The sequence below is a fragment of the Anaerolineales bacterium genome, from assembly GCA_015075625.1.
Lineage (GTDB): Bacteria > Chloroflexota > Anaerolineae > Aggregatilineales > UBA2796 > UBA2796.
Map to the genome: position 1 here is coordinate 571,156 of JABTTZ010000003.1, position 19,750 is coordinate 590,905.

Here is a 19,750-nt window from a genome sequence, read left to right on the forward strand (position 1 = left end):
ATCAGCTAGGGTGTTCCCGATGCTTGCCCCGTCGTCGCCATGTAGCGGGGTTGAACAAACCAACCAACCCGCTTGGCAAGTAAATGATCACCAACAGAAGCGCTGCTCCAATCAACACGCCGCGCCATTGTTGAGAAAAACGCAGCACCTCTGGCAAAGCGCGGAGGGCAAACCCGCCCAAAATTGGACCAACAAAAACGGATGTCCCCCCCAAGACGGCAAAAGCGAGGATGTTCACCGCTTGGGTGAACCCGAAATCATCGGGCTTGATGGTGCGGGAGAGGAAGGTATGAAAAACCCCTGCCAAACCTGCCAACGCCGCGCTGAGCATGAACACGCCAACCTTTGCATAGACGACGTTGATACCCATCGTTGCCGCCGCCCGTTCATCCTGACGGATTGCCGCCATACCCCGCCCAAAACGCGAGCGATGCAGTCGGATAATGAAGTAGCCGACGACGACGACGGCAAAGACAAGATGAGCGGTGTTCACCAGCACGGGGAGGTCTTTCAAACCTTGCCCCCCACCAATAATAACGCGGTCTTTTATCCCACTAACGCCCGCCGCAATATCATCCACATTGAGAGCTAAAATACGCACCACCTCCCCAAAGCCGATGGTGGCAATGGCGAGATAAATATCGCGTAGACGTAAGACGGGCAAGCCAATAGGAAGGGCGATCAGAGCGCAGATGAGCGGGGCGACGAGAAAGGTGAGTTCAAAGGGGACATTAAAATAGCGCCACGCAACGGCGCTGACGTATGCGCCAATGGACATGAACCCCGCATTTGCCAGCGAGAACATTCCCGTGTAAAGCGTTAGATAGATGCTCAACCCAAGCAGGGCATCCCGCAGCATCTGGTTAAAGACAACCTCTTGGTAGGGGCTAAGCACGGGTCACGTCTTTCTGCCCAATCAACCCCTGTGGGCGGACAATGAGCATAAGGAAAAGAATGACAAAGACTACCGCGTCGCGGTAGTTGCTGCCCCCTACGGCAACGCTCAGGCGCTCTAACCCAGAGACGGTAAACCCACCCAAAACCGCGCCGGGGATGCTCCCCATCCCGCCAAGGATAATTGCCGTCAAGCCCTTCAGTGCCACTTGATCGCCCATGAACGGCAGCACCGAGTTATACGTTAGCCCATAAAGCATTCCGGCAATTCCCGCCAACGCTCCGGCAAGGAAGAATGTGCTGGCGAAGATGCGTCCGACGTTCACCCCTAATAATGAGGCTGTACGGGCATTGAACGCCACCGCCCGCATCGCCTGACCAAGTTTCGTTCGGGTGACGATGAGGTTTAAGAGGCTCATCAACACGAGCGCCGTCACCAACACAATGACCTGAATCAGCGTCACGCGGAAGGGTAAGCCGGGAATTGCGCCAGCGGGAAGGATATCGAAGGGGAAGCGGCGCGGATCGGGCGTGAAAACAAGTTGGGCGATGCTCACCAGCAGAGTTGCTGCGCCAATACTGGCGATCAGTTGGGCAATACGCGGGGCATTCCGGCGGCGCAGCGGGCGAAATGCCACCGTATCCACAGCAACGCCGAGCACCCCCGCCCCAATCATGGCAATCGGAAAGGCAATCAGCAGCGGGAGTTTCCATTCAAGGACGCTGTATAACCCGAAATAAGCGCCCCACATGAATACCGCGCTGTGGGCAAGGTTCAGCGTGCCGAGGATGCTGAACACAAGGGCATAACCGAGGGCAAACAGGCTGTAAATTGCACCGAGGGCAACCGCGTTGGCAACTTGTTGAAGGAATTCGTTGGCGATCATGAAAGAAGGGTTTTCTGAACATCGGTATGAATTAGGCGAATCAGTGAATGCATCCAGTCGATCAAAACCGATCACGACTAGGGAGCATACTCACCTCAATGCCCCTGATAGTTTACACCAAGCCCAGCAAACTCGTAAGCGTCGGGGCTAGGTTCTGTTGACAGTGTAATCCCAGTGATCCCGCCTTACGTTCTAAAAGAGGATGGATTCCTTATTATGAATCATTCTATAGTTTGTAGTAGCCATAGGGGGTGTGGATATGTGGATAACTCCCTCAAAATCTGCCTGAACCCGCATGGTGAGGGGGAAAAGTTTTCAACACCCTATGTTGAAAACTCGCCAAGTTTTCAACACTTTCCACAAGTTTGTTTGGGTTGATCGATGGTGGGGAAGAGATGTGTTGAAAAGTGCCAAAGTTATCCACAGGTTTTCAACACAAAAGGGTGAGTTTTCAACAGGTTTTCAACACCTTAAAACGTACCCCTCCGAATTCAACCCCCGCTTGCCTTTCTCCACCATCCTATGTTATACTCTCTCGTGGACATCAGGAGCGGTTCGGGAAACATCCGAACCCGGCAACCTGGGACGGACACCCCAAGGTGCTATCCCGCGAAGACTCGCGGGGATGCGGCTTTTTGAAGGATTTTCCTTCGTGAGCAAACCAAGTGTCTGAACGATGCCGACCATCACACGCCTACAACCCCTGATTGTCCGGGATTGTGGGCGTTTTTGTTTGTTGAGGGAAGGTCGGTGTCGCCTCCCACAGGCTTGCCTCCTGATCACTGAACCGAATCACCTATGACACGGAGCAGAGATCATGAGTCAGCAGATTTTTCTCAGCAGCGCTTATACCTTGATTGGTGTGGATCGTTTCGGGATCGGTAATCCTCCCGACCTTACCGGACGGGCGTACCTCGCCGCCGCCGAAGCGAACGTGACGCCTTTGGTCATGTCGCAGGCGTGCGCAACGGGCAATTTTTGCCTTGTTGTACCTCAAGAGGGGGCATTTGCCTTACTGGATTCGCTGCGGGCGAATTTTCAAGAAGAAATTACTACGATTTGGGCGCGGTTCGATGTGGCACTTCTTCGCGCTCCGTTCACCGCAGTGGAGGCACTCGGTGCGGCGGGAGTGAATCTTCTCTTTATTCATTCCGCGGGCATAGGCGAGGCGTGGCTTGCCCTTGCCAATGACGATCTCCCCCGCGCCGAACAAGTACTACACCCGCTAGTCACCTCATGCTATACTGGTTCTACTCATCCTACCGATGCCGAAAACACGGTTACAACCCACATCCAACACCATGCCTCATACCTTCACCCTGATCGCTCTGCCCGGAACTTACGCCGTGTGCCGCCTGCGGGCGAATGCGCCCCTTCCGGCGTGGGTGCGTATTGATGATTCCGGCGGCTTCGTCTCCGTCACCCGCACACCAGAGGAACTCTCTCTTGTTGTGTCCGATGCCGCCCTACCACCGGGGCTGCGAACGGAGGATGCGGCAGGTAGTTACGAGGTTTTTGAGGATCATCCTGATCTCAAAGCAGAACGAGGCTGGACAGCGCTGCGCATCGCCGGAACGCTCGATTTTGGGATGACGGGCGTCCTTGCTGCGCTCACCGGCGTTTTAGCGCCGGTGGGGATCACCGTTTTCACCATCTCCACCTATGACACCGATTATCTCTTTGTGCGCCACGAGAGCCTAGAGCGGGCGGCGCGTGTTCTCCGTTTAGAGGGGCATACCATTGATGTAGGCTGACGCCTTTCCCACGCTCAAGCACCGCTCACTTTCTAGACCCTTCGCAGCGTTATAATCAGGGCTATGGAAAGGGTTATAGCGATTATGCGAACACGCTCGTACAGCGTTTTTCTCTTGGCACTGTGTTCCTTAGCACTGTGTTTATCGGGTTTTCCTACACAACCACCCATTGCGGCAGCGCAGCCGCTCGATCCCCCTTTATTCCTCCTTATGGATGGCGATTTATGGGCGTACAACGAGGCGTCTACGACGCTCACCCAACTCACCCGTTGGGGCTATAACCAGACCCCCGTTGTCTCGCCTGATGGTCGCCGTGTCGCCTATGCTTCAACCGCCGAAATAGCGATTGAGGCGCTCCGGCGCTATGGGGAAACACCGAACATCCCCCCCGCCAATATCTGGATTTGGGATGTCGCCAGCGGGACAGCGACGCGCATTGCCCAACAGCCCGCCAATGCCTCGTTCGGTATGGGCTACCAAACGGAAACCTTCGTTCGCCGCAGTACGCCCGCATGGTCGCCCGATGGGACGATGTTGGCATGGGTAGAGGAGACCGTTACCCAAACAACCACTGGTGGGCAGGCAAGCCTACAGGCAGTCCCCCAACTAACCATCTATGATTTTCGGGTGAATGCCGCTCGCGCCGTCGTTCCTATTGATAACCGCAGTATGCCCGTTGGAATCCCGCAGTGGGGGAAATCAGGTATCGCGCTGCGGCTGCCTCAGACGGGGGCATCCGATACCCCTGGGGATCGCTTCATCGCCTACAATGACGCCGGATTAAAGACCTTCGATCTCGTCCTTCCGCCTGTTACAGGGTCCTTCATTCTCGATTATGGGTGGGTGAATCAGATTGGACAGGAATACCTCGGTGCTGCCTATCAAAACGGCTCATGGACGCTGATCAATCCGGCAAATGCCACGACCCTAAAAGCAACCGGTGTTCCAGAACTTTACAGCCTTCGTGCGCCGTCGGGCGTCTCGGCGCGGTGGTCACCACGCAGCATGGGCTTCAGTTGGATTGCAACGGGGAATGGGCAAGATGTGGCGCTTAGCACCTTCAGCGGCGTTCCCAGCCAGTTTGCCCTTGCCCCATCTGGTCAGGCATTGGCATATATTGCTGATGCGGTCTATCTTTTGCGGGGGGGAAAGACCATTCGTATTCCTGGTACAGAGCGGGTGGCAACAAACCGCCTTGCCTATCTGACATGGGGCGCGATGGGCTATCGCGCCACAACCTATCCCATTGCCCAACCACCTCCCATCCAAGCGACGCTTACGCCGTTCACTGGGGCATGTGCGGGGGCGCCCCCCGCACGCCTAACGGTGGGGATGGTCGGGCGGGTGATCGTTGATCCGCAGAATCGCCCCAATGCCTTGAATAGTCAACCCTCGCCGCCTTCCCGCGATCCCAACAGTGTTCGCTTGGGGAGTATTCCGGCAGGCGGCGTTTTCACCGTGCGGAATGGTCCGATCTGCAAGGCGGGTTATCTCTGGTGGTTGGTCAGCTACAACGACCAACTTGGTTGGACGGCAGAGGGCGAAGGTACAACCTATTGGCTAGAGCCGCACACAGGCGCCCCACCTTCCGCTTGCGCCCCGAATTTGCCCCCTCGGTTACAGATTGGCGGACGGGCGCGAGTGACACCGGGGGTTGCCAACGCAGTACGCACCGCGCCCTCTACCCAAGAGACGATTAGCCAAGTGGCGGGGGCAATTCCCGGCGGGGCGATTTTCAATGTTCTCAATGGTCCACTGTGTGGGGATGGGTATACGTGGTGGCAGGTCGAATACCTCGGCGTGCGCGGGTGGACGCCAGAGGGCGAGGGGTTCACCTATTGGGTAGAGCCGCTCTACTGTGGGTTTGATCTCCCCTCACGGTTGGTGATCGGTCAACAGGCACGAGTGACACCCGGGCTGCCCAATGCGCTACGTACACAACCCTCTACTGATGAGGCGATCAGTGCCGTCCTCGCGCCGATTCCTGGTGGGGGTGTTTTTACGGTGTTGGCAGGTCCACGCTGTGGGGATGGCTTGGTGTGGTGGCAAGTGAATTACAATGGCTTGCTCGGTTGGACACCAGAGGGGGAGAAATCCACCTATTGGCTAGAACCCGTAAACTAATCGCCATCGTGCGGGCAAAGGAGTCTTATGCCATCGCATATCTTCACTGGAAAGTTGATGCACAGCCGCCGCGCCGACACAACACACTATTTCGTCTATGGTGTGTATATGCTGGCGCTCGATCTGGATGATTTACCGCGCTTTAATGCTGATATGCCTGGGTTCGGTTACAACCGCCGCGCCCTCGTCAGCATCCATGACCGCGATCATCTTCCCGATGTGCATGGAAAGCGCGTCCCTCTGCGAGAGATGGTGCTATCCCATATGGAAAAGGCAGGGATCGCCCTCGGTGACGCCCCCAAACTGTATATGGTGACGAATCCGCGCATCGCTGGCTACTGTTTCAACCCGCTGACCGTCTATTATGCCTACCGTGCCGATTCGCCCGACCTTGCCGCCATTCTTATGGAGGTGAACAACACGCATGGGGAACAGCACCCCTATGTGATGCACGCCGGGACGGAGATTCCCCCCAAACGCCCCGAAGAAACGCGCTTGAACATGCGCCGCTATAGCGCTCAGAAAGCCTTTTTTGTGTCGCCCTTCATCCCGATGGATGCCACCTACGAGCTTTCTGCAACGGCGGTCAATGGGGAGGGTGGGACGCTGATTGTTCATTTGGATGAATTTTGGGATGGCAAACAGCAGTTCACGGCACGGTTGTGGGGGGAAACTATCCCACTGACGCCCGCCGCGCTGCGCGGGGTGCTGCTTCGCTATCCCTTTATGACCTTGAAGGTCATTGGGGCAATCCATTGGGAAGGGTTGAAATTGCTGTGGAAGAGGACCCCTTATCGGGCATGGCGGGGCTGGCGGGATCGCTGGCGTGTGGAACGCTCTGATCAACAGGCTGAATCGGGAGCGTGACTATGAAGGCACTCCCCATCCCTAAGGCGCTTTGAAGGGTGATGTCCCCGCCATGGAGCCGCGCCAACTGGCGGGCAATATCCAACCCCAACCCTACCCCCGAACTTTGGCGATCCCGTTTCACAAAGGGGACAAAGACCATCTCATGTTCATCTTCAGGGATGCCTGCTCCGGTATCACGCACGGTGATGAGGAGCGTTGTTCCGCGTGCCTGTGTCTCGATGTGGATTGTCCCCGTCTCGGTGTATTTTGCGGCGTTCACGGCAAGGTTGCGGATGATCTGCCGCAACCGCAGTTCATCCGCGATCAAGGGCGGTAGGGCAGGGGCAAGGTTCAGCTTTAGTTGGACGGAAGGTTTCAGGCTGTCCCGCACCTCTCCGGCAATTGCCGTACACAGATCATTCACAGCGCACAGGGTGGGATGGAGTTTCATTTTTCCAGTGGCAAGATGGGCGCTGTCGAGCAGATCGCTCACCAAGTGATTGAGTTGTTCGCCTTCCTCTACCAGCTGCTGAAGATATTCCCCATGTGTAGGGGACAACTCTGCCCGCCGAAGCAGTTTGGCAAAGCCCAAGACCGAATTCAACGGGGTACGCAGTTCGTGGCTCACCCTCGCCAGAAACTGCTGGCTGCGTTGGGTGACTTCTTGGGCAACATGCACTGTGTTCAGTTCTACGGCGAGGCGGTTTAAGAACCGTAACGTTTGAAAGGTCAGGGTGGCAATCAGAATGTTGTAGCTGACCAAGATCAGGCGGCGCGGGTTAAGCTGAGGGACAACGGGCAAGATCTCATACATCAGACTGACCCAAAACGCCAAGACACAAACCGTCTGGACGAACAACCGGCGCCGTCCGCTCAACATCATTGCGGCGAAGGTATAGGGGAGCATGAACGAGATAGAGGTGACACCCCCTAAGCCATCGACAAGCATCCCCTGAAAGAGAAACCCCCCAACAATGCCCAGTAACCAAAGATCGGTAGCGGCGCGTAACTGGGCAACGATCAAGAGAAAAAAGCTGATCACAACGGGAATGAGGTAAATTCGCGCAAAGGCAATCGCTTGAAGTTCAGCCGAAAGCCAGAGGATAACCAACCCGATGAGGACAAGGGTGATCTGCCCCGACCAATAGCGGCGAATACGTTCGCTGGCTTGCCCTTTGACGGCATCGGGAAGTTCCCCCTCATCCGGCAAGGGTACGTTCAATAATCTGCGCCACATAGGTTGGGTCTAATGGTTTTGCCAAATACGAATCGATGCGGGTGCCTAAGGTTGCCCCATCCACCGCCTCGGCATAGGCAGAAACAAGGACTGCCGGAGCAGGGTGCGCCGTTTTCAACGCTGTGATAAGCGTTATCCCATCGGTGTCGGGAAGATCGAGATCAACAATGTAGAGCGCCGGACGTTCGGTATGGGCAAGCCGGAGCGCCTCTGTCCCCGTTCCCGCCGTGATCAGGCGGTGCGTCGTAAATTCAGCGATGATTGCCCGCATGAGCAGTTGTGCCGGAGGGTGATCTTCCACATAGAGTATTGTTGGCATGGTAGAGAAAAGTGTATCACAGGGCGAACAAACGCGGCGTCTGCCTCGCCAGAATTCCTTTTGTGCCGCTCCACATTGAATATCTTTCCCCACCTGCGCTAGAATCCTTATTTAGCATTCTCTCCCAATACGGCTATGTTGGGATGTGTGGTGGAGGTAGCCGATGCAAAAGCGATTTCGTATCCTTATTGCCCTTTGCGGGCTGGCTCTGGCGTTGTTTCCTACGCTGCCTATCAGCGGGCAAACGGGCAAAAAAACGCCCGAATTCCGCCTTCTCATCCCAGTGATCCAAGTTGATGTGCCGATCATTACCGCCCGCCGCACCCGCACAAGTTGGAGCGTGGCGCGGCTTGGCACGAAATATGCCGGACATTTAGAAGGGATGAGACTCCCCGGCAAGGGAGGGAACATCGGGATCGCTGCGCACGTTGAACTCTCGGCAACGAAACCCGGACCCTTCATCGATCTCGATCAACTCGTCGTGGGTGATGTGATCATCGTTCGCTATGGGGATGTTGATCATGTTTATGAAGTGTCCTCCACGTTTACCGTCAAACCAACGGACATTGAATTTGTTGCCGCTACGCCCTACGAGGTGCTGACTCTGATCACCTGTGAGAGTGACGGAAGCGGCACAGCGCGTGGGCGGTATGCCCTGCGCCGGATTGTCCGAGCGCTGCCACAAGGAAGCCAACCAGAATGACTGCAACCGGAGAATTTCCTGCTGTGACGAATGCTGCCTCTCCCGATGTGAACCCCCTCAGCGCTGATATTCGCTTTCTCGGCGGGTTGTTAGGCGACGTGATTCGGGCGCAGCATGGTGAAGCGAGTTTTCAACTTGTTGAGCGTATCCGTACCTTTGCCCGCGCCCGCCGCCGAGGGGATGCCGCTGCCGGAGATGCGTTGACAGCAGAGATCGCCGCCCTTGATCTCGATTCATTGCGCGTTTTGATCAAAGCATTCAGCAATTATTTTCAACTGATTAACATTGCCGAAGATCAACAGCGGATTCGCGTCCTGCGCGGGCGGGAGGTAGAGGGGACGATCAAGGAATCGATTGAAAGCGCCGTCCGCACCCTTCATGCCGATGGGTTAGATGCCACTGCTATGCGCAAACTGCTCAGGACGGTCAGCCTAAGATTTGTCCTCACCGCGCACCCCTCCGAGGCGAAGCGCAAAGAGGTTCTGCTCAAACTGCGGGCGATTGCCCAAACCCTAAGCGCCTACAACACAAATGGACTGCTCCCCCGCGAACGGCGCGAACGCGAACTGAATTTGATTGAAGTGATCGAGGAACTCTGGCAAACGCGCCCCACCCGCGCCGCCCGCGCCACCGTCATGGATGAGGTTGATTTTGGCATGTACTTCATGACCTCGGTGGTCATGGAGTCAGCAGCCGATACCTATGCCGAATTAGAGACAACGCTGAACGCACTTTACCCCGGTGAAGAATGGTCGGATATGCCGCTTATTTTGCGTTATGCCAGTTGGATCGGTGGGGATCGGGATGGCAATCCGAACGTGACCGATACCGTCACACTGGAAACGATCACTGTCATGCGCCGTGCCGCCCGCGAGGTCTATCTGCGGGAGATCGCTACCCTGCGCGATCACCTGACCCAAGCAACCAGTGAAGTGGGCGTCTCTGAACCATTGTTAGCGGCGCTGAAAGGCATTGAGAGCGACCTAGCCGCGAAATACCCGGGCGAACCATACCGCCAAATGATGAGTCACATTCACGAGCGCCTGAGCACCGATGGCTATGTGAGTGGGGATGACCTCCTCAGCGATCTTTGTCTTGTTCGGGACAGTTTGGATGCGAACCGAGGATGGAAAGTGGCGCAGGGTGGTTTAGGGCGGCTGATTCGCAAAGTGATGGTTTTTGGTTTGCACCTTGCTCCCCTCGAAGTTCGTGAGGATGCACGACGTTTCACGGCAGCGCTTGATGAAATTTTTGGGACGTATGGACAGCCCTATCTATCACTTTCTGAGGAAGAACGGCAGGCACTCTTGAATCGGGAGATTGGGGAGAAGCGTCCACTGTTCCCGCTTGAGCCGGATTTTTCGGAGGGAACGAATCAGGTGATTGCCCTCTGGCGGATGATCGGACGGGCGCACCGGCGTTTTGGTAAGGCGTGTATTGATACCGTCCTTGCCAGTATGTCCCAATCACCGAGCGATGTTTTGGCGATGCTTTTGTTTGCCCGCGAGGTAGGTATCCAACGTGATGTTGACCTTGCCCCCCTCTTTGAGACCATTGACGATCTTCAGGCTGCGCCGGCGATCATGCGAACCCTTTATACGAATCCGCATTATCGGGCGTACCTTACCGAGCGCGGGGATCGCCAACAGATCATGTTGGGCTATTCCGATAGCAACAAAGACGGTGGCTATCTCGCCTCAAATTGGAATCTGTACACGGCACAAGATGCCCTTGCCCGCGTGTGCAAGGAATATGGCATAGCCCTTGAACTCTTTCATGGGCGGGGGGGGAGCATCGGGCGGGGCGGAGGACCGACCCACCAGACGATTCTTGCTGCCCCACCTACCTCCCGTCCGGGGCGGATCAAGATCACCGAACAAGGGGAAGTGATCGCCTATCGCTACAGCAACCCGCAGATTGCCCGACGGCATTTAGGACAGGTGTTGAATGCAGTCATCCTCACCGGACAGCCGGCAACGGGTGGCGAAACCTTGCCAGAGACATGGCGTGGGGCAATGGATACTCTTGCTAACGAGGGAAAAACCGCCTATCGGAATCTGGTCTATGAGACACCCGGATTTTTGGACTATTGGTCGCAAGCGACACCCATTGATGAACTCTCAAATTTACCCATTAGTTCGCGCCCAGCACGGCGGCGAAAGGGCGGGTTTGACGGACTGCGGGCGATTCCATGGGTGTTTTCCTGGATGCAGTGTCGGGCGATCATTCCGAGTTGGTATGGGATTGGGACGGCAGTAGCAGCTTACACACAACAAATACCAGAGGGCATGGCGACACTGCAAACGATGTACCGTGAGTGGTCGTTTTTCAATGTCCTTGTCCAAAACACGGAATTGGATTTGGCGAAAGCAGATATGGACATCGCCGCCCTCTATGCCGGATTGGTTGGAGATGTTGCTATACGGGAGTCCATTTACAGCCGGATACGGGAAGAACATACCCGCTCTTGCGAGGCGATCTGTACGATCAGTGGGCAGACATCGCTCTTAGAAAATGTCCCCGTCATTCAGCGCTCGATTGAGCGACGAAACCCCTATGTCGATCCTTTGAATTTCATTCAGGTGGCGCTTCTACGCCGTCTGCGTGACCTCCCCCCCGAAGCGAGTGAACGTGATGGATATATGGAGGCGGCATTGGCGACGATTAACGGGATTGCGGCGGGGATGAAAACGACGGGTTGAGGTTGCTCCGTGAAGGCAGCCTCAACCGATAACGGTGTTGTGCCACCTAGTCGACACAGGTCGTTGGGATATAGCCGTTCTGCTCCCCACTTACGAAAATTTCCGTCCATGCCTGTCCAACCGCATCCAGTTTGGGAATGGGGCTGACAAACCATGTTTGCCTGCTTTGGATCACCGAGCCGTTCTTGACAGGACTGCCACCTGGGGCGTCAAAGACCGCAATGGTGCAGGTGATGGTATGCAAGACAAATGAAGCGGGGATGGGGCGTCCAGGGTTATCGACTACAGGGGGGACGCTTGTCTCTCTTGGGGTGAATGTCCCCGCGCAGCTATCCGTATGGGCAAAGAAGAATTCCTGATCGAAGTCGTCAGGGCTAGGGCTTGATGACCCAAAAACATAGTAGCGAAGCAATGTTCCCTCATTATAGGCGGGGACATACAATCCCGCGCCGAACCCCCCACTGATCGAAGGGGTGGTATAGGTAAGATCGGTGTGTCCGTTTTCGGTGTTGACGATCATAAGGATAACGTAGGGGGCGTTGGTTGTGCCGCTGGCGAATAAGCCATCGCACTTCCATTTAACGTAATCCAAATCGACTTCGGCATGTACCTTGCCCGCCGGTTGAACAGTGTTGGCAAGGATGAGGGCAAACACAACAACGAGAAGCGATAGCCTTTTCATGAGATTCCTCCAAACGAATTAAGACGAACGATAGTGAGAATGTGATAAGGACATACCAACTGGGCGGGCAGCCTATGACCGCCACAAAATGACCTTCTGTGGGTCAAAGGGTTTTGGGGTACGCATCACCTCCTTTATGGGATACCCACAATCAAACAGCCATCAAGCTCATACTCCTGCGAGGCAAACCCGAACAAGGTACAAAAGGCTGGATCACTGTTGAGGGATGAGGTAAGGGATATGGGCTGAAAGGCAAGCCCATTGCACTCGCCATGAACCACATGTTTTGTAGGCAGTGGGCAAGGGACTGCCACTCTAAATCGCGGACAACAAGCGGGACGCGCTTCTGTTCGGCGACAATGCGGTAATAGGGAGCATTCGCCATGTGGAGGAAATGTCTACGTTGGGTTTCGGCGTGGTTGGCGAGCAGCGCTGTTTGATCGTAAACGGCTAAGGGGAGTGTTCGTCCTATCCGCAGGCGATCCGTTAGACGCATGGCACGACGGACAATCCCAAAACGGCTGATGTGCGCTATCCGGCGGGCATGTTTGAGAAACAAGGCATGGACAGCCTCTCGCGCCTCTGATCCACGTTGAAGGGCGATAAAACGGCGGAGGGCAGTTTTGGTATCCACGCCCAGAATTGCATAAGGGGCGTAGAAGCCAGCCCTAATAATCTCCTCAATAAGTGTTTGAGGCGGAACTTCGGGGGCAAAGTGGCGCACCGTATGGCGCGTCGTGATAAGTTCATAGAGCGTTTCAGCAGGTGTGGTTGGCATGATCATCTCACGTTGATAATTGATTGCTCGCTCATTAAAAGGATATAAAAAAGGTGTCTGAACAAGAGACACCACAATGATTTCGGAAGCCACTGTGTAGAGAGCGCCTTAGAAGGGAACTAACCCCCTTTTTCGGGAGCGATACTTGCCCAAAGGACACTGATTACGCCATGGATCAAGTCTTCCACAATAGGGATCGGCGCGTCTTGTAAAATCTCGAGCAGGCTCAAACTGGTTGCCGTGCCAAAAATCACTTGGGCTACTGCTGCGGGATCGCAGGGACGAAGGCGTCCGAGACTTACCTCCTCCCCAATGAAAAGCGCCAAACGAAGGGCATCGGTAAGGGCGACATCTTTCACGGTCTCAGCGTGATCGGGACGGCGTATCGACCACGCGATCATCACTTTAGGTAATCTTTCCCGCGTTGTGCGGTAGATATGATGGGCGATGTGCGCTAGGTTTGCTCTGAGATCACCCTTGCCAAGCAGTTTGTCGAGTTCGTCCACCCAAATCGCCGTTATTGGGTGATCGTTCATGGCGGCGAAAAAGAGCGCCTCTTTCGTGGGAAAGCGTTTGAAGATCGATCCTGATGAAACGCCAGCACGGGCGGCAATATCGGCGGTAGATGCCTCGAATCCCTCGGCTAGGAAGATTTCGCGGGCAGCGGCTAGAATTTGGTTATCTGTGATTGTTTGTTTGCGTGCCATGTTTATAATTATTGAGCAATCAATTATTTTTGTCAAGAAGGGAATTTTTCGCAGTTTTCAAAGGGAGATTGTGTGAGACAGGCTGTAGGCAAATTTGGTATTGACAGAGACAATCTGGCTGAGTATCATGAACATGGTTCGCTTCCGTAGCTCAATTGGCAGAGCAGTTGACTCTTAATCAATTGGTTAGAGGTTCGAGTCCTCTCGGAAGCATTCTCACAGTGCGGGTAAATCCAGGTTCGGGTTTACCCGCATTTGCTTAAAAGGTCACTCAATCAGCATCAGCACTACTAGAACGCCCAAACACGGTCTTTAAGGGGCTGTGAAGGTCATGCCGCGCCGCTATCTCATCACTATCATAAACCGCATAGTGCGCCGCCGTCGTAGATACGTCGGCATGACCTAAGAGTGTTGCCAGTGTTGCCAGATCGCCACCCTGTCTGAGGTATTCCCGTGCCGCAAAGTGCCGGAAACTATGGATATTATACCGCCCTTTGATCCCCGCCCGTTTTGCCAACCTCATAAGCAGTTGACGCAACCCCCAATAGGTCAGAGGATCACCCTTCGATGTACAGAAGAGCGCCACACCGTGTTTAGGGCGTGCCATTAGGTAGGTTTTCAGGACACTCATCGTCAGCCTTGTGTAGGGGACGGGGCGCTTTTTCCCAAACTTCTCTTTGACGATTGCCCGCCGCTTTGTCAGGTCAAGATCGTCAATCTTTAGGGTGAGCAAGCCCCCCGCACGGATACCTGTGTCCGCCAACATGAGGATGATTGCCCTATCCCGCGCCCCGATCCATCCCCCACCACACGCCTGATAGATCGCTTTTAGGTCAGCCGGGGAAATCGCTCTAGGGTGGGGTGTGGGGCGACCTGGTTTCTTAATCCCCCCCATTGGGTTCACCTTCCCTGTTTCCCGTTCAACCCATGCCCAGAATGCCCGCAAGGCTACACTGTAGCCTGATATTGTTGCCTTGCTCGCTGTTTTTGAGCGTAGGGCGATCATCAATTCACGCATATCAGGGGTGCTGATCTGACCTACATTAACGTTGCCATAGTTATCAGAGAGAGGTTTCAACATTGCCCTATACCACTTCAGCGTTTTGGGGTCTGTGCCGTCCGCTTGCTTTGCCTCTAGGAAGTTCTGAATCGCGTTCATGGTCTTCATTCTAACTCCCAGAGAGAATGCTGTATGCCAACCTTTGGTGTCACGAGCGCCAGCTTCTCATGAATCCCAGTGTTAAGGAGTTTCATGAGTTGAAGCCCGATGAATTGGGTGTATGCCGGGGGGATCGCCTCAAAAAGTTGCCGTTTATTGGTGATCCAATCAATTCCCATCGCCTGAGAAGCTGCCCTTTTGTTGGTCAGGTTTCCCGCTACAGACACATAGCCAGCCCCAATGCGTTCGTTTTTGCATGAGCAACGTTGCTTAGTTTTTTGGAGACGGACATTACTTTCAAACAAGCGATGTCTAAAAACCCCCAACCCGAACATCGTTCCACACAGGCACAAGCCGCCTCGGATGGGCGACCCTTGCACATTCTCAATGATGAACGGTTTCCCGCTCGCCACCAACATTGCCTTTGTTTGGTGATATAGGTCAGGATAGACCTTGCCCCATTTGCGGGCTAAAGCTGATGCACGACTGTAAACATGGCAAGGTGGGGAGGCATGGATCACGTCATAGCTTAGAAGCGCCTCATAATCCATACTGAGGGCGTCCATTTGCAAAAAAGGGAAAGGATAATTGGGTTGCGGCTTAACATCGACACCTGTTACCTGAAAACCCGCCCGCGCATAGCCCATTGCCGCGCCGCCCCCCCCACAAAACAAGTCCAATAGTTTAAACCGGTTACTCATGATTCCACCTCCGCATGAATCGCCGCACAGTGCCGACTATGCGCCCGCAATGCGTTATCCGCATTCCGTTTGGTTTGGTACATCCCGTGCCACTCGCAGCACGGGCATTTTACGTGATAGGCGTCCGCTTCCTCCGTTTGTATGTTTTTTTCTAAGGGTACAACTTTCTCAACAACCATGAGCGCATTTGTCACGTCAGGGACGGGTATAGAGGGGGTTGTAGGGAGCGCATTATCATTGCGCTCTCGGTGCACCCCCCCTGACAAGGTGTAGAGCGTGGTAGACAGGGGTAACAGCGCGGGGACGATCCAGATTGCTGAATCTCTGAGAAGGGTCGCCACCCCGCCCCACGACTGACGCACGCCGGGGGCAAGTTCCAATGCGGGCATGTGGTGGATCATGTATGTCCATTGGAGATAATATGTCGCAATGGCAAAGACAATGAACGTCACATATCGTGTTGGGGTACGTTGCCCCGCCCGTATTTCCGCGCTGGTGGCAATCTGTCCCACGTCCATAGCAAAAGCGATTAGGAGCGCTGGTATCAGCCAAAAAAGATAAGGGAGCAATCCATCTGTGTGAATATCGGGTTGCGCCCCCGTAAAGAGTGTTCCCAGACTCCATGTAGAGTGAACAAGTGCCGCGAGTCCCGTTGCCAAAATGAATGGCTGTTCAGTCAGATGTTTAGAGAGTTTCATGGTGTACCTTTTCTCTAAAGTGGCGCTAGTGGCGTATAGGGGTCATTTCTGGGTATTTCTCCTGTGATTTTTTTAATTGAGTGTAATTTCCCAAAAAGCCCCCTGATGCGCCACATGCGCCACTTACTTTTTTGCGAGAGGGAGTCCAATGCCAAGCCAGGTACGAGTCCCCGTCGTTCCTTTATGGGGCTTGAATCCCCGTTCCTGAAGACGTAAGCCAAGTTGCCGCTTACTCATGGCACGCTCCCCAACGTCTTCACACCATGAGGAATATTGTTTGTAGAGGGCATGGGCGGTTGCAACCGCGTTCGGGGAGAGTTCGCACGATTCACGGATGAACTCAGCAAGAACGTCCATCTCGGAGCGGTAATCGGCGGTAGCTTCACGGATACGTTTGGGGTCATTTAGCCCATGTGCTTGCCATTTGCGGCAGCCATCAAGCGCCCAATTGAGTATCCCCGGCAATTCCGCCCGCAGCTTCTCAGTCAGGTTGGGATCGCGCCCTTCAGGGGGGATGGTCACGGTGAACGGGATCAGGCGAATCCGTCGCCAAATGCCTTCATCTGTCCCCTTCACAAGGGGCTTGTGATTACCATACATCCAGAGTTTGTGAGTTGGGGTGAACTCAAAAAACTCCTGATGCAGAAAACGGGCGACGATGCGATCTCCCCCGGTAAGGTCTTTGATCACTGCTTCTGCCAATCTCTGTCCTTCCTCAGTTTCACGGGCAACCACCATGCGCATCCCCTTCAACCGCGCCACATCATTTGGCACGCCCTTCCCTTCACGGTTCATGAGGGTCTCGGTAGGGGTTTTCACGGTGTATTCCCCCATGAGGCTGATGAGGGTTTCAATGAAGGTGGATTTTCCGTTTTTTCCCGTTCCTATCATAAAGAAAAGGGATTGCTCCCCCACGTCGCCCGTCAGGGTGTAGCCCACCGCCCGCTGGAGGAATTCAATCATGTCGTCATCCCCCGCCATGACGACCCGGAGGAACTTGACCCATGTAGCGCATGTAGCGCGGGGGTCATAATCTACTTCCAAGCGCCGGGAAATGAGATTTTTGGGGTCGTGTGCGGCGGCTTGCCCGGTGCGAAGGTCAATCGTCATATTCCGACAATTCAAAAGCCAATGATTCCCGTCTAGCGCATCGGGCTTTACGGCAATCGTCTTTTCCGTTTTGCACAGGGAAATCATGTTTTCTAACCGTGAGCGCGACTCGCTGTTCAGAGCATGTTTCACAAGCGCCCGACGCTCTTTATCGTCGGTTATGTCAGATGCTTCCCCATACATGCTCATAACGGTCTTTTTCGCCGCCCGCATGATCCCGCCCGTTTCATCCTTGCCCCATCGTGTCCCATCCCAGACATACCATTGCCCATAGGCATTGACATAGCGCAAGCGCTCCCCGTACAGTTTGACCATGCGCCGGGCATTCCCTAAATCTGTCAGGTTCATGGTTTCGTCCAGAGAAGGTTGTTTGTCAGGGGTAGGGGATTTATCTTGCGAAAAGGCGAGCTTACGGGGCGTTGCCTTGCCTGACTCAATCCCCGATTTTATCGTCGCCGTAATTTCCGCCTCGCCTAATCCTATCGCCAGCGCCGCGCCTTCCAACGCCTTGAATACGTCAAATTCTCGGATCATCCCTGATGGGACAAGTTGCCCCAAGTTGAATGCCGCCGTGTTTAGGGTGTTATTTCGTTCCCCCTCTTGGGCATTTATAAGAGTGTTTATTTCACGGTCAAAGGCGGCGGCAATATAGGCGGCGGGATCGCGTACTTCCTCCCCCGCCCGTCCCCCCTTCCCTTTTGGCAGGGCGGCGCGGCGTTCCTTCATCGTCAGAAGGTCTAGCAGCCAACCCGGAGCGGCGGCGGGGGCAACATCGTGTATCCATTTGTAGTGAATACCCGACGGGTGCAGTGAGGGTGGGGCGACCACATACCCACCATCCCCCCGAATGTCGCAACCGGGCAAGAGTCCCGTCCGATTCCCGATTGCCAGACCATCGGGGTAGGCAAAGTATAGATGGTAGCCCCGTGCTGTTTTGACGGTCATGGTCACGGGCAAGCCCCGCGCCGCCACGTCTTGATATGCCTCTTCGGTGTCGCAGTCTAAAACGAACATCCCAGACATTTTTCCAGTGACAATCCCGATGTTGGGGAGCGGCTCGCCCTGAAACCAGGCGATGATTTCAGCGGGGGTTGCCCGCCGTGTCCGCTGATAGGTTTTTAGATCGAATCCCTTGATGGGCGTCTTATCGCCCGCCGAAAGGGGAATCACTGAAAACCTATCAAGGAGCTTCGTGGCTGCGTACAAAACATGGTTCATCTTTTCCTCGCTGGGCGGATAATGGGAATGCGATATTTTTTCGCCATTTCCCCACATGCCCTCGCCGCTCGGCGGCGGGCATTGGGGGCTTTTATGATTGGGTCCGGGTCTGTAAATCGATGGGTTAATTCAACTTCCCCTAAGACGAGGATTACAAGCCATGTGCTTTGATAGCCGCACGATTCTTGCTCATACGAGCAAAATCCTTTTGCGGCTATCTCTTCATCATCTATATGGAAAAGGGGAAGTTGGAAACTCATCTTTATCTGAAAATATGGTTCATGAGCGAGAGGGTCATTTGGCAATCGCCCAATGCTGAATGGGCATCTCGAAAAGGGAGACTTTGTTGGCGCATGGCACTTGTCAGTTTGTGCCAACGCCATGAACGATGATAATCGTTCCAATCCCCCAGATATTCCGCGTATGCCAACATAGCGCAGTGGTATCGCGCTATGTCCCATGCTTCCTTTATTTGGTGTACCCCATCGGAGGACCGTAACATTTTCACATCGTATTGAGCGTTGTAGATGATTACGTCCCGCTCTGTCAGAATCCCCCGTATAGCCCCCCGAATTGCTGTCCACAAGGGAGCGTCCAACACATCCCGATCCGTTATCCCGTGTACCGCCGCCGCGTCGTCAGGTATGCTGTACACGGGTCGGATACGGGTATTGAGTAGGGAATTTCCTAGATGGTCAATAATCGCTATTTCAACGATTTCAGACCCGTACCCTAGCCCGGTAGTTTCGGTGTCCAAAACAATAAAGTTTTGGCTTTCCCAGACCGTCTTAAGCATTTTTAGAGACATAATCACCTTCCAATTCATAGGTGTACACGTCATAGAGGTCACCTTCAGCCGCAATGTAAGCGTTCAGCGCCGTCATGCACGCCCGGAACGCCCGTTGCCAATTCAGTTCCCCCGACAGAGAGAAATCTTTTTTTTGCGATAGTGCGATCAGCGTTTCCTGCGCTGATCGCCAGGCGGCGCGATACCCCGCCAGGCACTCAGGCGTATCGTAGGGGGCGACAAGCCAATCTTCTGCATCCTGCTCGTAGCCAAATGGGTACAACATCGGTAAATCCTCCACTTCAAGGACTCCAAAACTGACAAGACCTCCAGTCGCTTCAGTTAGAAGCTGCCCCTCCATGCAGGATGAGCAAAAACCGTTTAGACTCCCATCCTGACCGCATCGCTGACACTTCATAGTTCCTCCCTTGCTTTTGCCCA

General features: G+C 54.6%; 18 protein-coding genes, 1 tRNA gene and 1 riboswitch. Of the genes, 6 read left to right on the plus strand and 13 right to left on the minus strand.

The annotated features are described in order from the left end of the window. Position 1: 1 nt before the first annotated feature. Positions 2 to 895: a branched-chain amino acid ABC transporter permease gene (locus HS103_16700; GenBank protein MBE7514441.1), complete on the minus strand. Its 894-nt coding sequence runs from the start codon at positions 893 to 895 to the stop codon at positions 2 to 4. Further along, the gene (locus HS103_16705) at positions 888 to 1,781 is read right to left on the minus strand and encodes a branched-chain amino acid ABC transporter permease (GenBank protein ID MBE7514442.1); all 894 of its coding nucleotides are present in this window, start codon (positions 1,779 to 1,781) and stop codon (positions 888 to 890) included. Before HS103_16705 ends, HS103_16700 begins: the two co-directional genes overlap by 8 nt. Positions 1,782 to 2,317: 536 nt before the next feature. Beyond that, positions 2,318 to 2,455, plus strand: a riboswitch (SAM riboswitch). Positions 2,456 to 2,598: 143 nt separating this feature from the next. Here HS103_16705 and HS103_16710 point away from each other — a divergent pair. The 3 genes from HS103_16710 to HS103_16720 all read left to right on the plus strand — a co-directional run bounded on the left by HS103_16710 (position 2,599) and on the right by HS103_16720 (position 5,659). Continuing rightward, a complete protein-coding gene (locus tag HS103_16710) occupies positions 2,599 to 3,177 on the plus strand; it encodes a hypothetical protein (protein ID MBE7514443.1) in 579 nt (192 codons plus the stop codon). Beyond that, positions 3,083 to 3,535 carry an ACT domain-containing protein gene (locus tag HS103_16715; GenBank protein ID MBE7514444.1) on the plus strand — a complete coding sequence of 151 codons (453 nt, stop codon included), beginning with the start codon at positions 3,083 to 3,085 and terminating at the stop codon, positions 3,533 to 3,535. The genes HS103_16710 and HS103_16715 overlap by 95 nt, the downstream gene beginning before the upstream one ends. A gap of 84 nt (positions 3,536 to 3,619) precedes the next feature. Next, the gene (locus HS103_16720) at positions 3,620 to 5,659 is read left to right on the plus strand and encodes a PD40 domain-containing protein (GenBank protein ID MBE7514445.1); all 2,040 of its coding nucleotides are present in this window, start codon (positions 3,620 to 3,622) and stop codon (positions 5,657 to 5,659) included. Positions 5,660 to 6,398: 739 nt separating this feature from the next. Here the strand turns inward: HS103_16720 and HS103_16725 are convergent. Further along, on the minus strand, positions 6,399 to 7,730 hold the full coding sequence (locus HS103_16725) for a HAMP domain-containing histidine kinase (GenBank protein ID MBE7514446.1): 1,332 nt from the start codon (positions 7,728 to 7,730) through the stop codon (positions 6,399 to 6,401). After that, positions 7,708 to 8,064 (minus strand): response regulator, encoded by a 357-nt coding sequence (locus tag HS103_16730; GenBank protein ID MBE7514447.1) that lies wholly within the window; start codon positions 8,062 to 8,064, stop codon positions 7,708 to 7,710. The genes HS103_16725 and HS103_16730 overlap by 23 nt, the downstream gene beginning before the upstream one ends. A gap of 163 nt (positions 8,065 to 8,227) precedes the next feature. Here HS103_16730 and HS103_16735 point away from each other — a divergent pair, with 163 nt between their 5' ends. Together HS103_16735 and ppc are read left to right on the plus strand one after the other, a co-directional pair. Continuing rightward, positions 8,228 to 8,767 (plus strand): sortase, encoded by a 540-nt coding sequence (locus tag HS103_16735; GenBank protein ID MBE7514448.1) that lies wholly within the window; start codon positions 8,228 to 8,230, stop codon positions 8,765 to 8,767. Then, the gene (gene ppc, locus HS103_16740) at positions 8,764 to 11,469 is read left to right on the plus strand and encodes a phosphoenolpyruvate carboxylase (GenBank protein MBE7514449.1); all 2,706 of its coding nucleotides are present in this window, start codon (positions 8,764 to 8,766) and stop codon (positions 11,467 to 11,469) included. Before HS103_16735 ends, ppc begins: the two co-directional genes overlap by 4 nt. 46 nt (positions 11,470 to 11,515) lie before the next feature. Here the strand turns inward: ppc and HS103_16745 are convergent, their stop codons facing one another. The 3 genes from HS103_16745 to HS103_16755 form a co-directional block, all read right to left on the minus strand. Next, on the minus strand, positions 11,516 to 12,151 hold the full coding sequence (locus tag HS103_16745; protein ID MBE7514450.1) for a hypothetical protein: 636 nt from the start codon (positions 12,149 to 12,151) through the stop codon (positions 11,516 to 11,518). A gap of 151 nt (positions 12,152 to 12,302) precedes the next feature. Continuing rightward, positions 12,303 to 12,929 carry a nitroreductase family protein gene (locus HS103_16750; GenBank protein MBE7514451.1) on the minus strand — a complete coding sequence of 209 codons (627 nt, stop codon included), beginning with the start codon at positions 12,927 to 12,929 and terminating at the stop codon, positions 12,303 to 12,305. A 119-nt stretch (positions 12,930 to 13,048) separates the two neighbouring features. After that, positions 13,049 to 13,636 (minus strand): TetR/AcrR family transcriptional regulator, encoded by a 588-nt coding sequence (locus HS103_16755; GenBank protein ID MBE7514452.1) that lies wholly within the window; start codon positions 13,634 to 13,636, stop codon positions 13,049 to 13,051. Between the two features lie 140 nt (positions 13,637 to 13,776). Here HS103_16755 and HS103_16760 point away from each other — a divergent pair. Beyond that, a tRNA-Lys gene (locus HS103_16760) sits at positions 13,777 to 13,849 on the plus strand. 58 nt (positions 13,850 to 13,907) lie between these two features. Here HS103_16760 and HS103_16765 read toward each other — a convergent pair. From HS103_16765 to HS103_16790, 6 genes are all read right to left on the minus strand, one after another. Then, positions 13,908 to 14,804, minus strand: coding sequence for a tyrosine-type recombinase/integrase (locus HS103_16765; GenBank protein ID MBE7514453.1), 897 nt, complete (start codon positions 14,802 to 14,804; stop codon positions 13,908 to 13,910). Next, positions 14,801 to 15,496 (minus strand): DNA cytosine methyltransferase, encoded by a 696-nt coding sequence (locus HS103_16770; protein MBE7514454.1) that lies wholly within the window; start codon positions 15,494 to 15,496, stop codon positions 14,801 to 14,803. The genes HS103_16765 and HS103_16770 overlap by 4 nt, the downstream gene beginning before the upstream one ends. Beyond that, on the minus strand, positions 15,493 to 16,194 hold the full coding sequence (locus HS103_16775; protein MBE7514455.1) for a hypothetical protein: 702 nt from the start codon (positions 16,192 to 16,194) through the stop codon (positions 15,493 to 15,495). The genes HS103_16770 and HS103_16775 overlap by 4 nt, the downstream gene beginning before the upstream one ends. 123 nt (positions 16,195 to 16,317) lie before the next feature. Then, positions 16,318 to 18,522: a bifunctional DNA primase/polymerase gene (locus HS103_16780; protein MBE7514456.1), complete on the minus strand. Its 2,205-nt coding sequence runs from the start codon at positions 18,520 to 18,522 to the stop codon at positions 16,318 to 16,320. A gap of 262 nt (positions 18,523 to 18,784) precedes the next feature. Then, positions 18,785 to 19,363, minus strand: a complete 579-nt coding sequence (locus HS103_16785) for a 3'-5' exonuclease (protein MBE7514457.1) — start codon at positions 19,361 to 19,363, stop codon at positions 18,785 to 18,787. Continuing rightward, entirely contained in the window at positions 19,311 to 19,727 is a 417-nt protein-coding gene (locus tag HS103_16790) for a hypothetical protein (protein MBE7514458.1), read from the minus strand. The genes HS103_16785 and HS103_16790 overlap by 53 nt, the downstream gene beginning before the upstream one ends. Between the last annotated feature and the right edge of the window lie 23 nt (positions 19,728 to 19,750).

Excerpts from the sequence above, each read along its gene's own strand:
- HS103_16705 (MBE7514442.1), bottom strand. The coding sequence starts at position 1,781 with ATGATCGCCAACGAATTCCTTCAACAAGTTGCCAACGCGGTTGCCCTC.
- HS103_16710 (MBE7514443.1), top strand. The coding sequence starts at position 2,599 with ATGAGTCAGCAGATTTTTCTCAGCAGCGCTTATACCTTGATTGGTGTG.
- HS103_16715 (MBE7514444.1), top strand. The coding sequence starts at position 3,083 with ATGCCTCATACCTTCACCCTGATCGCTCTGCCCGGAACTTACGCCGTG.
- HS103_16720 (MBE7514445.1), top strand. The coding sequence starts at position 3,620 with ATGCGAACACGCTCGTACAGCGTTTTTCTCTTGGCACTGTGTTCCTTA.
- HS103_16730 (MBE7514447.1), bottom strand. The coding sequence starts at position 8,064 with ATGCCAACAATACTCTATGTGGAAGATCACCCTCCGGCACAACTGCTC.
- HS103_16735 (MBE7514448.1), top strand. The coding sequence starts at position 8,228 with ATGCAAAAGCGATTTCGTATCCTTATTGCCCTTTGCGGGCTGGCTCTG.
- ppc (MBE7514449.1), top strand. The coding sequence starts at position 8,764 with ATGACTGCAACCGGAGAATTTCCTGCTGTGACGAATGCTGCCTCTCCC.
- HS103_16745 (MBE7514450.1), bottom strand. The coding sequence starts at position 12,151 with ATGAAAAGGCTATCGCTTCTCGTTGTTGTGTTTGCCCTCATCCTTGCC.
- HS103_16750 (MBE7514451.1), bottom strand. The coding sequence starts at position 12,929 with ATGCCAACCACACCTGCTGAAACGCTCTATGAACTTATCACGACGCGC.
- HS103_16755 (MBE7514452.1), bottom strand. The coding sequence starts at position 13,636 with ATGGCACGCAAACAAACAATCACAGATAACCAAATTCTAGCCGCTGCC.
- HS103_16765 (MBE7514453.1), bottom strand. The coding sequence starts at position 14,804 with ATGAAGACCATGAACGCGATTCAGAACTTCCTAGAGGCAAAGCAAGCG.
- HS103_16770 (MBE7514454.1), bottom strand. The coding sequence starts at position 15,496 with ATGAGTAACCGGTTTAAACTATTGGACTTGTTTTGTGGGGGGGGCGGC.
- HS103_16775 (MBE7514455.1), bottom strand. The coding sequence starts at position 16,194 with ATGAAACTCTCTAAACATCTGACTGAACAGCCATTCATTTTGGCAACG.
- HS103_16780 (MBE7514456.1), bottom strand. The coding sequence starts at position 18,522 with ATGAACCATGTTTTGTACGCAGCCACGAAGCTCCTTGATAGGTTTTCA.
- HS103_16785 (MBE7514457.1), bottom strand. The coding sequence starts at position 19,363 with ATGACGTGTACACCTATGAATTGGAAGGTGATTATGTCTCTAAAAATG.
- HS103_16790 (MBE7514458.1), bottom strand. The coding sequence starts at position 19,727 with ATGAAGTGTCAGCGATGCGGTCAGGATGGGAGTCTAAACGGTTTTTGC.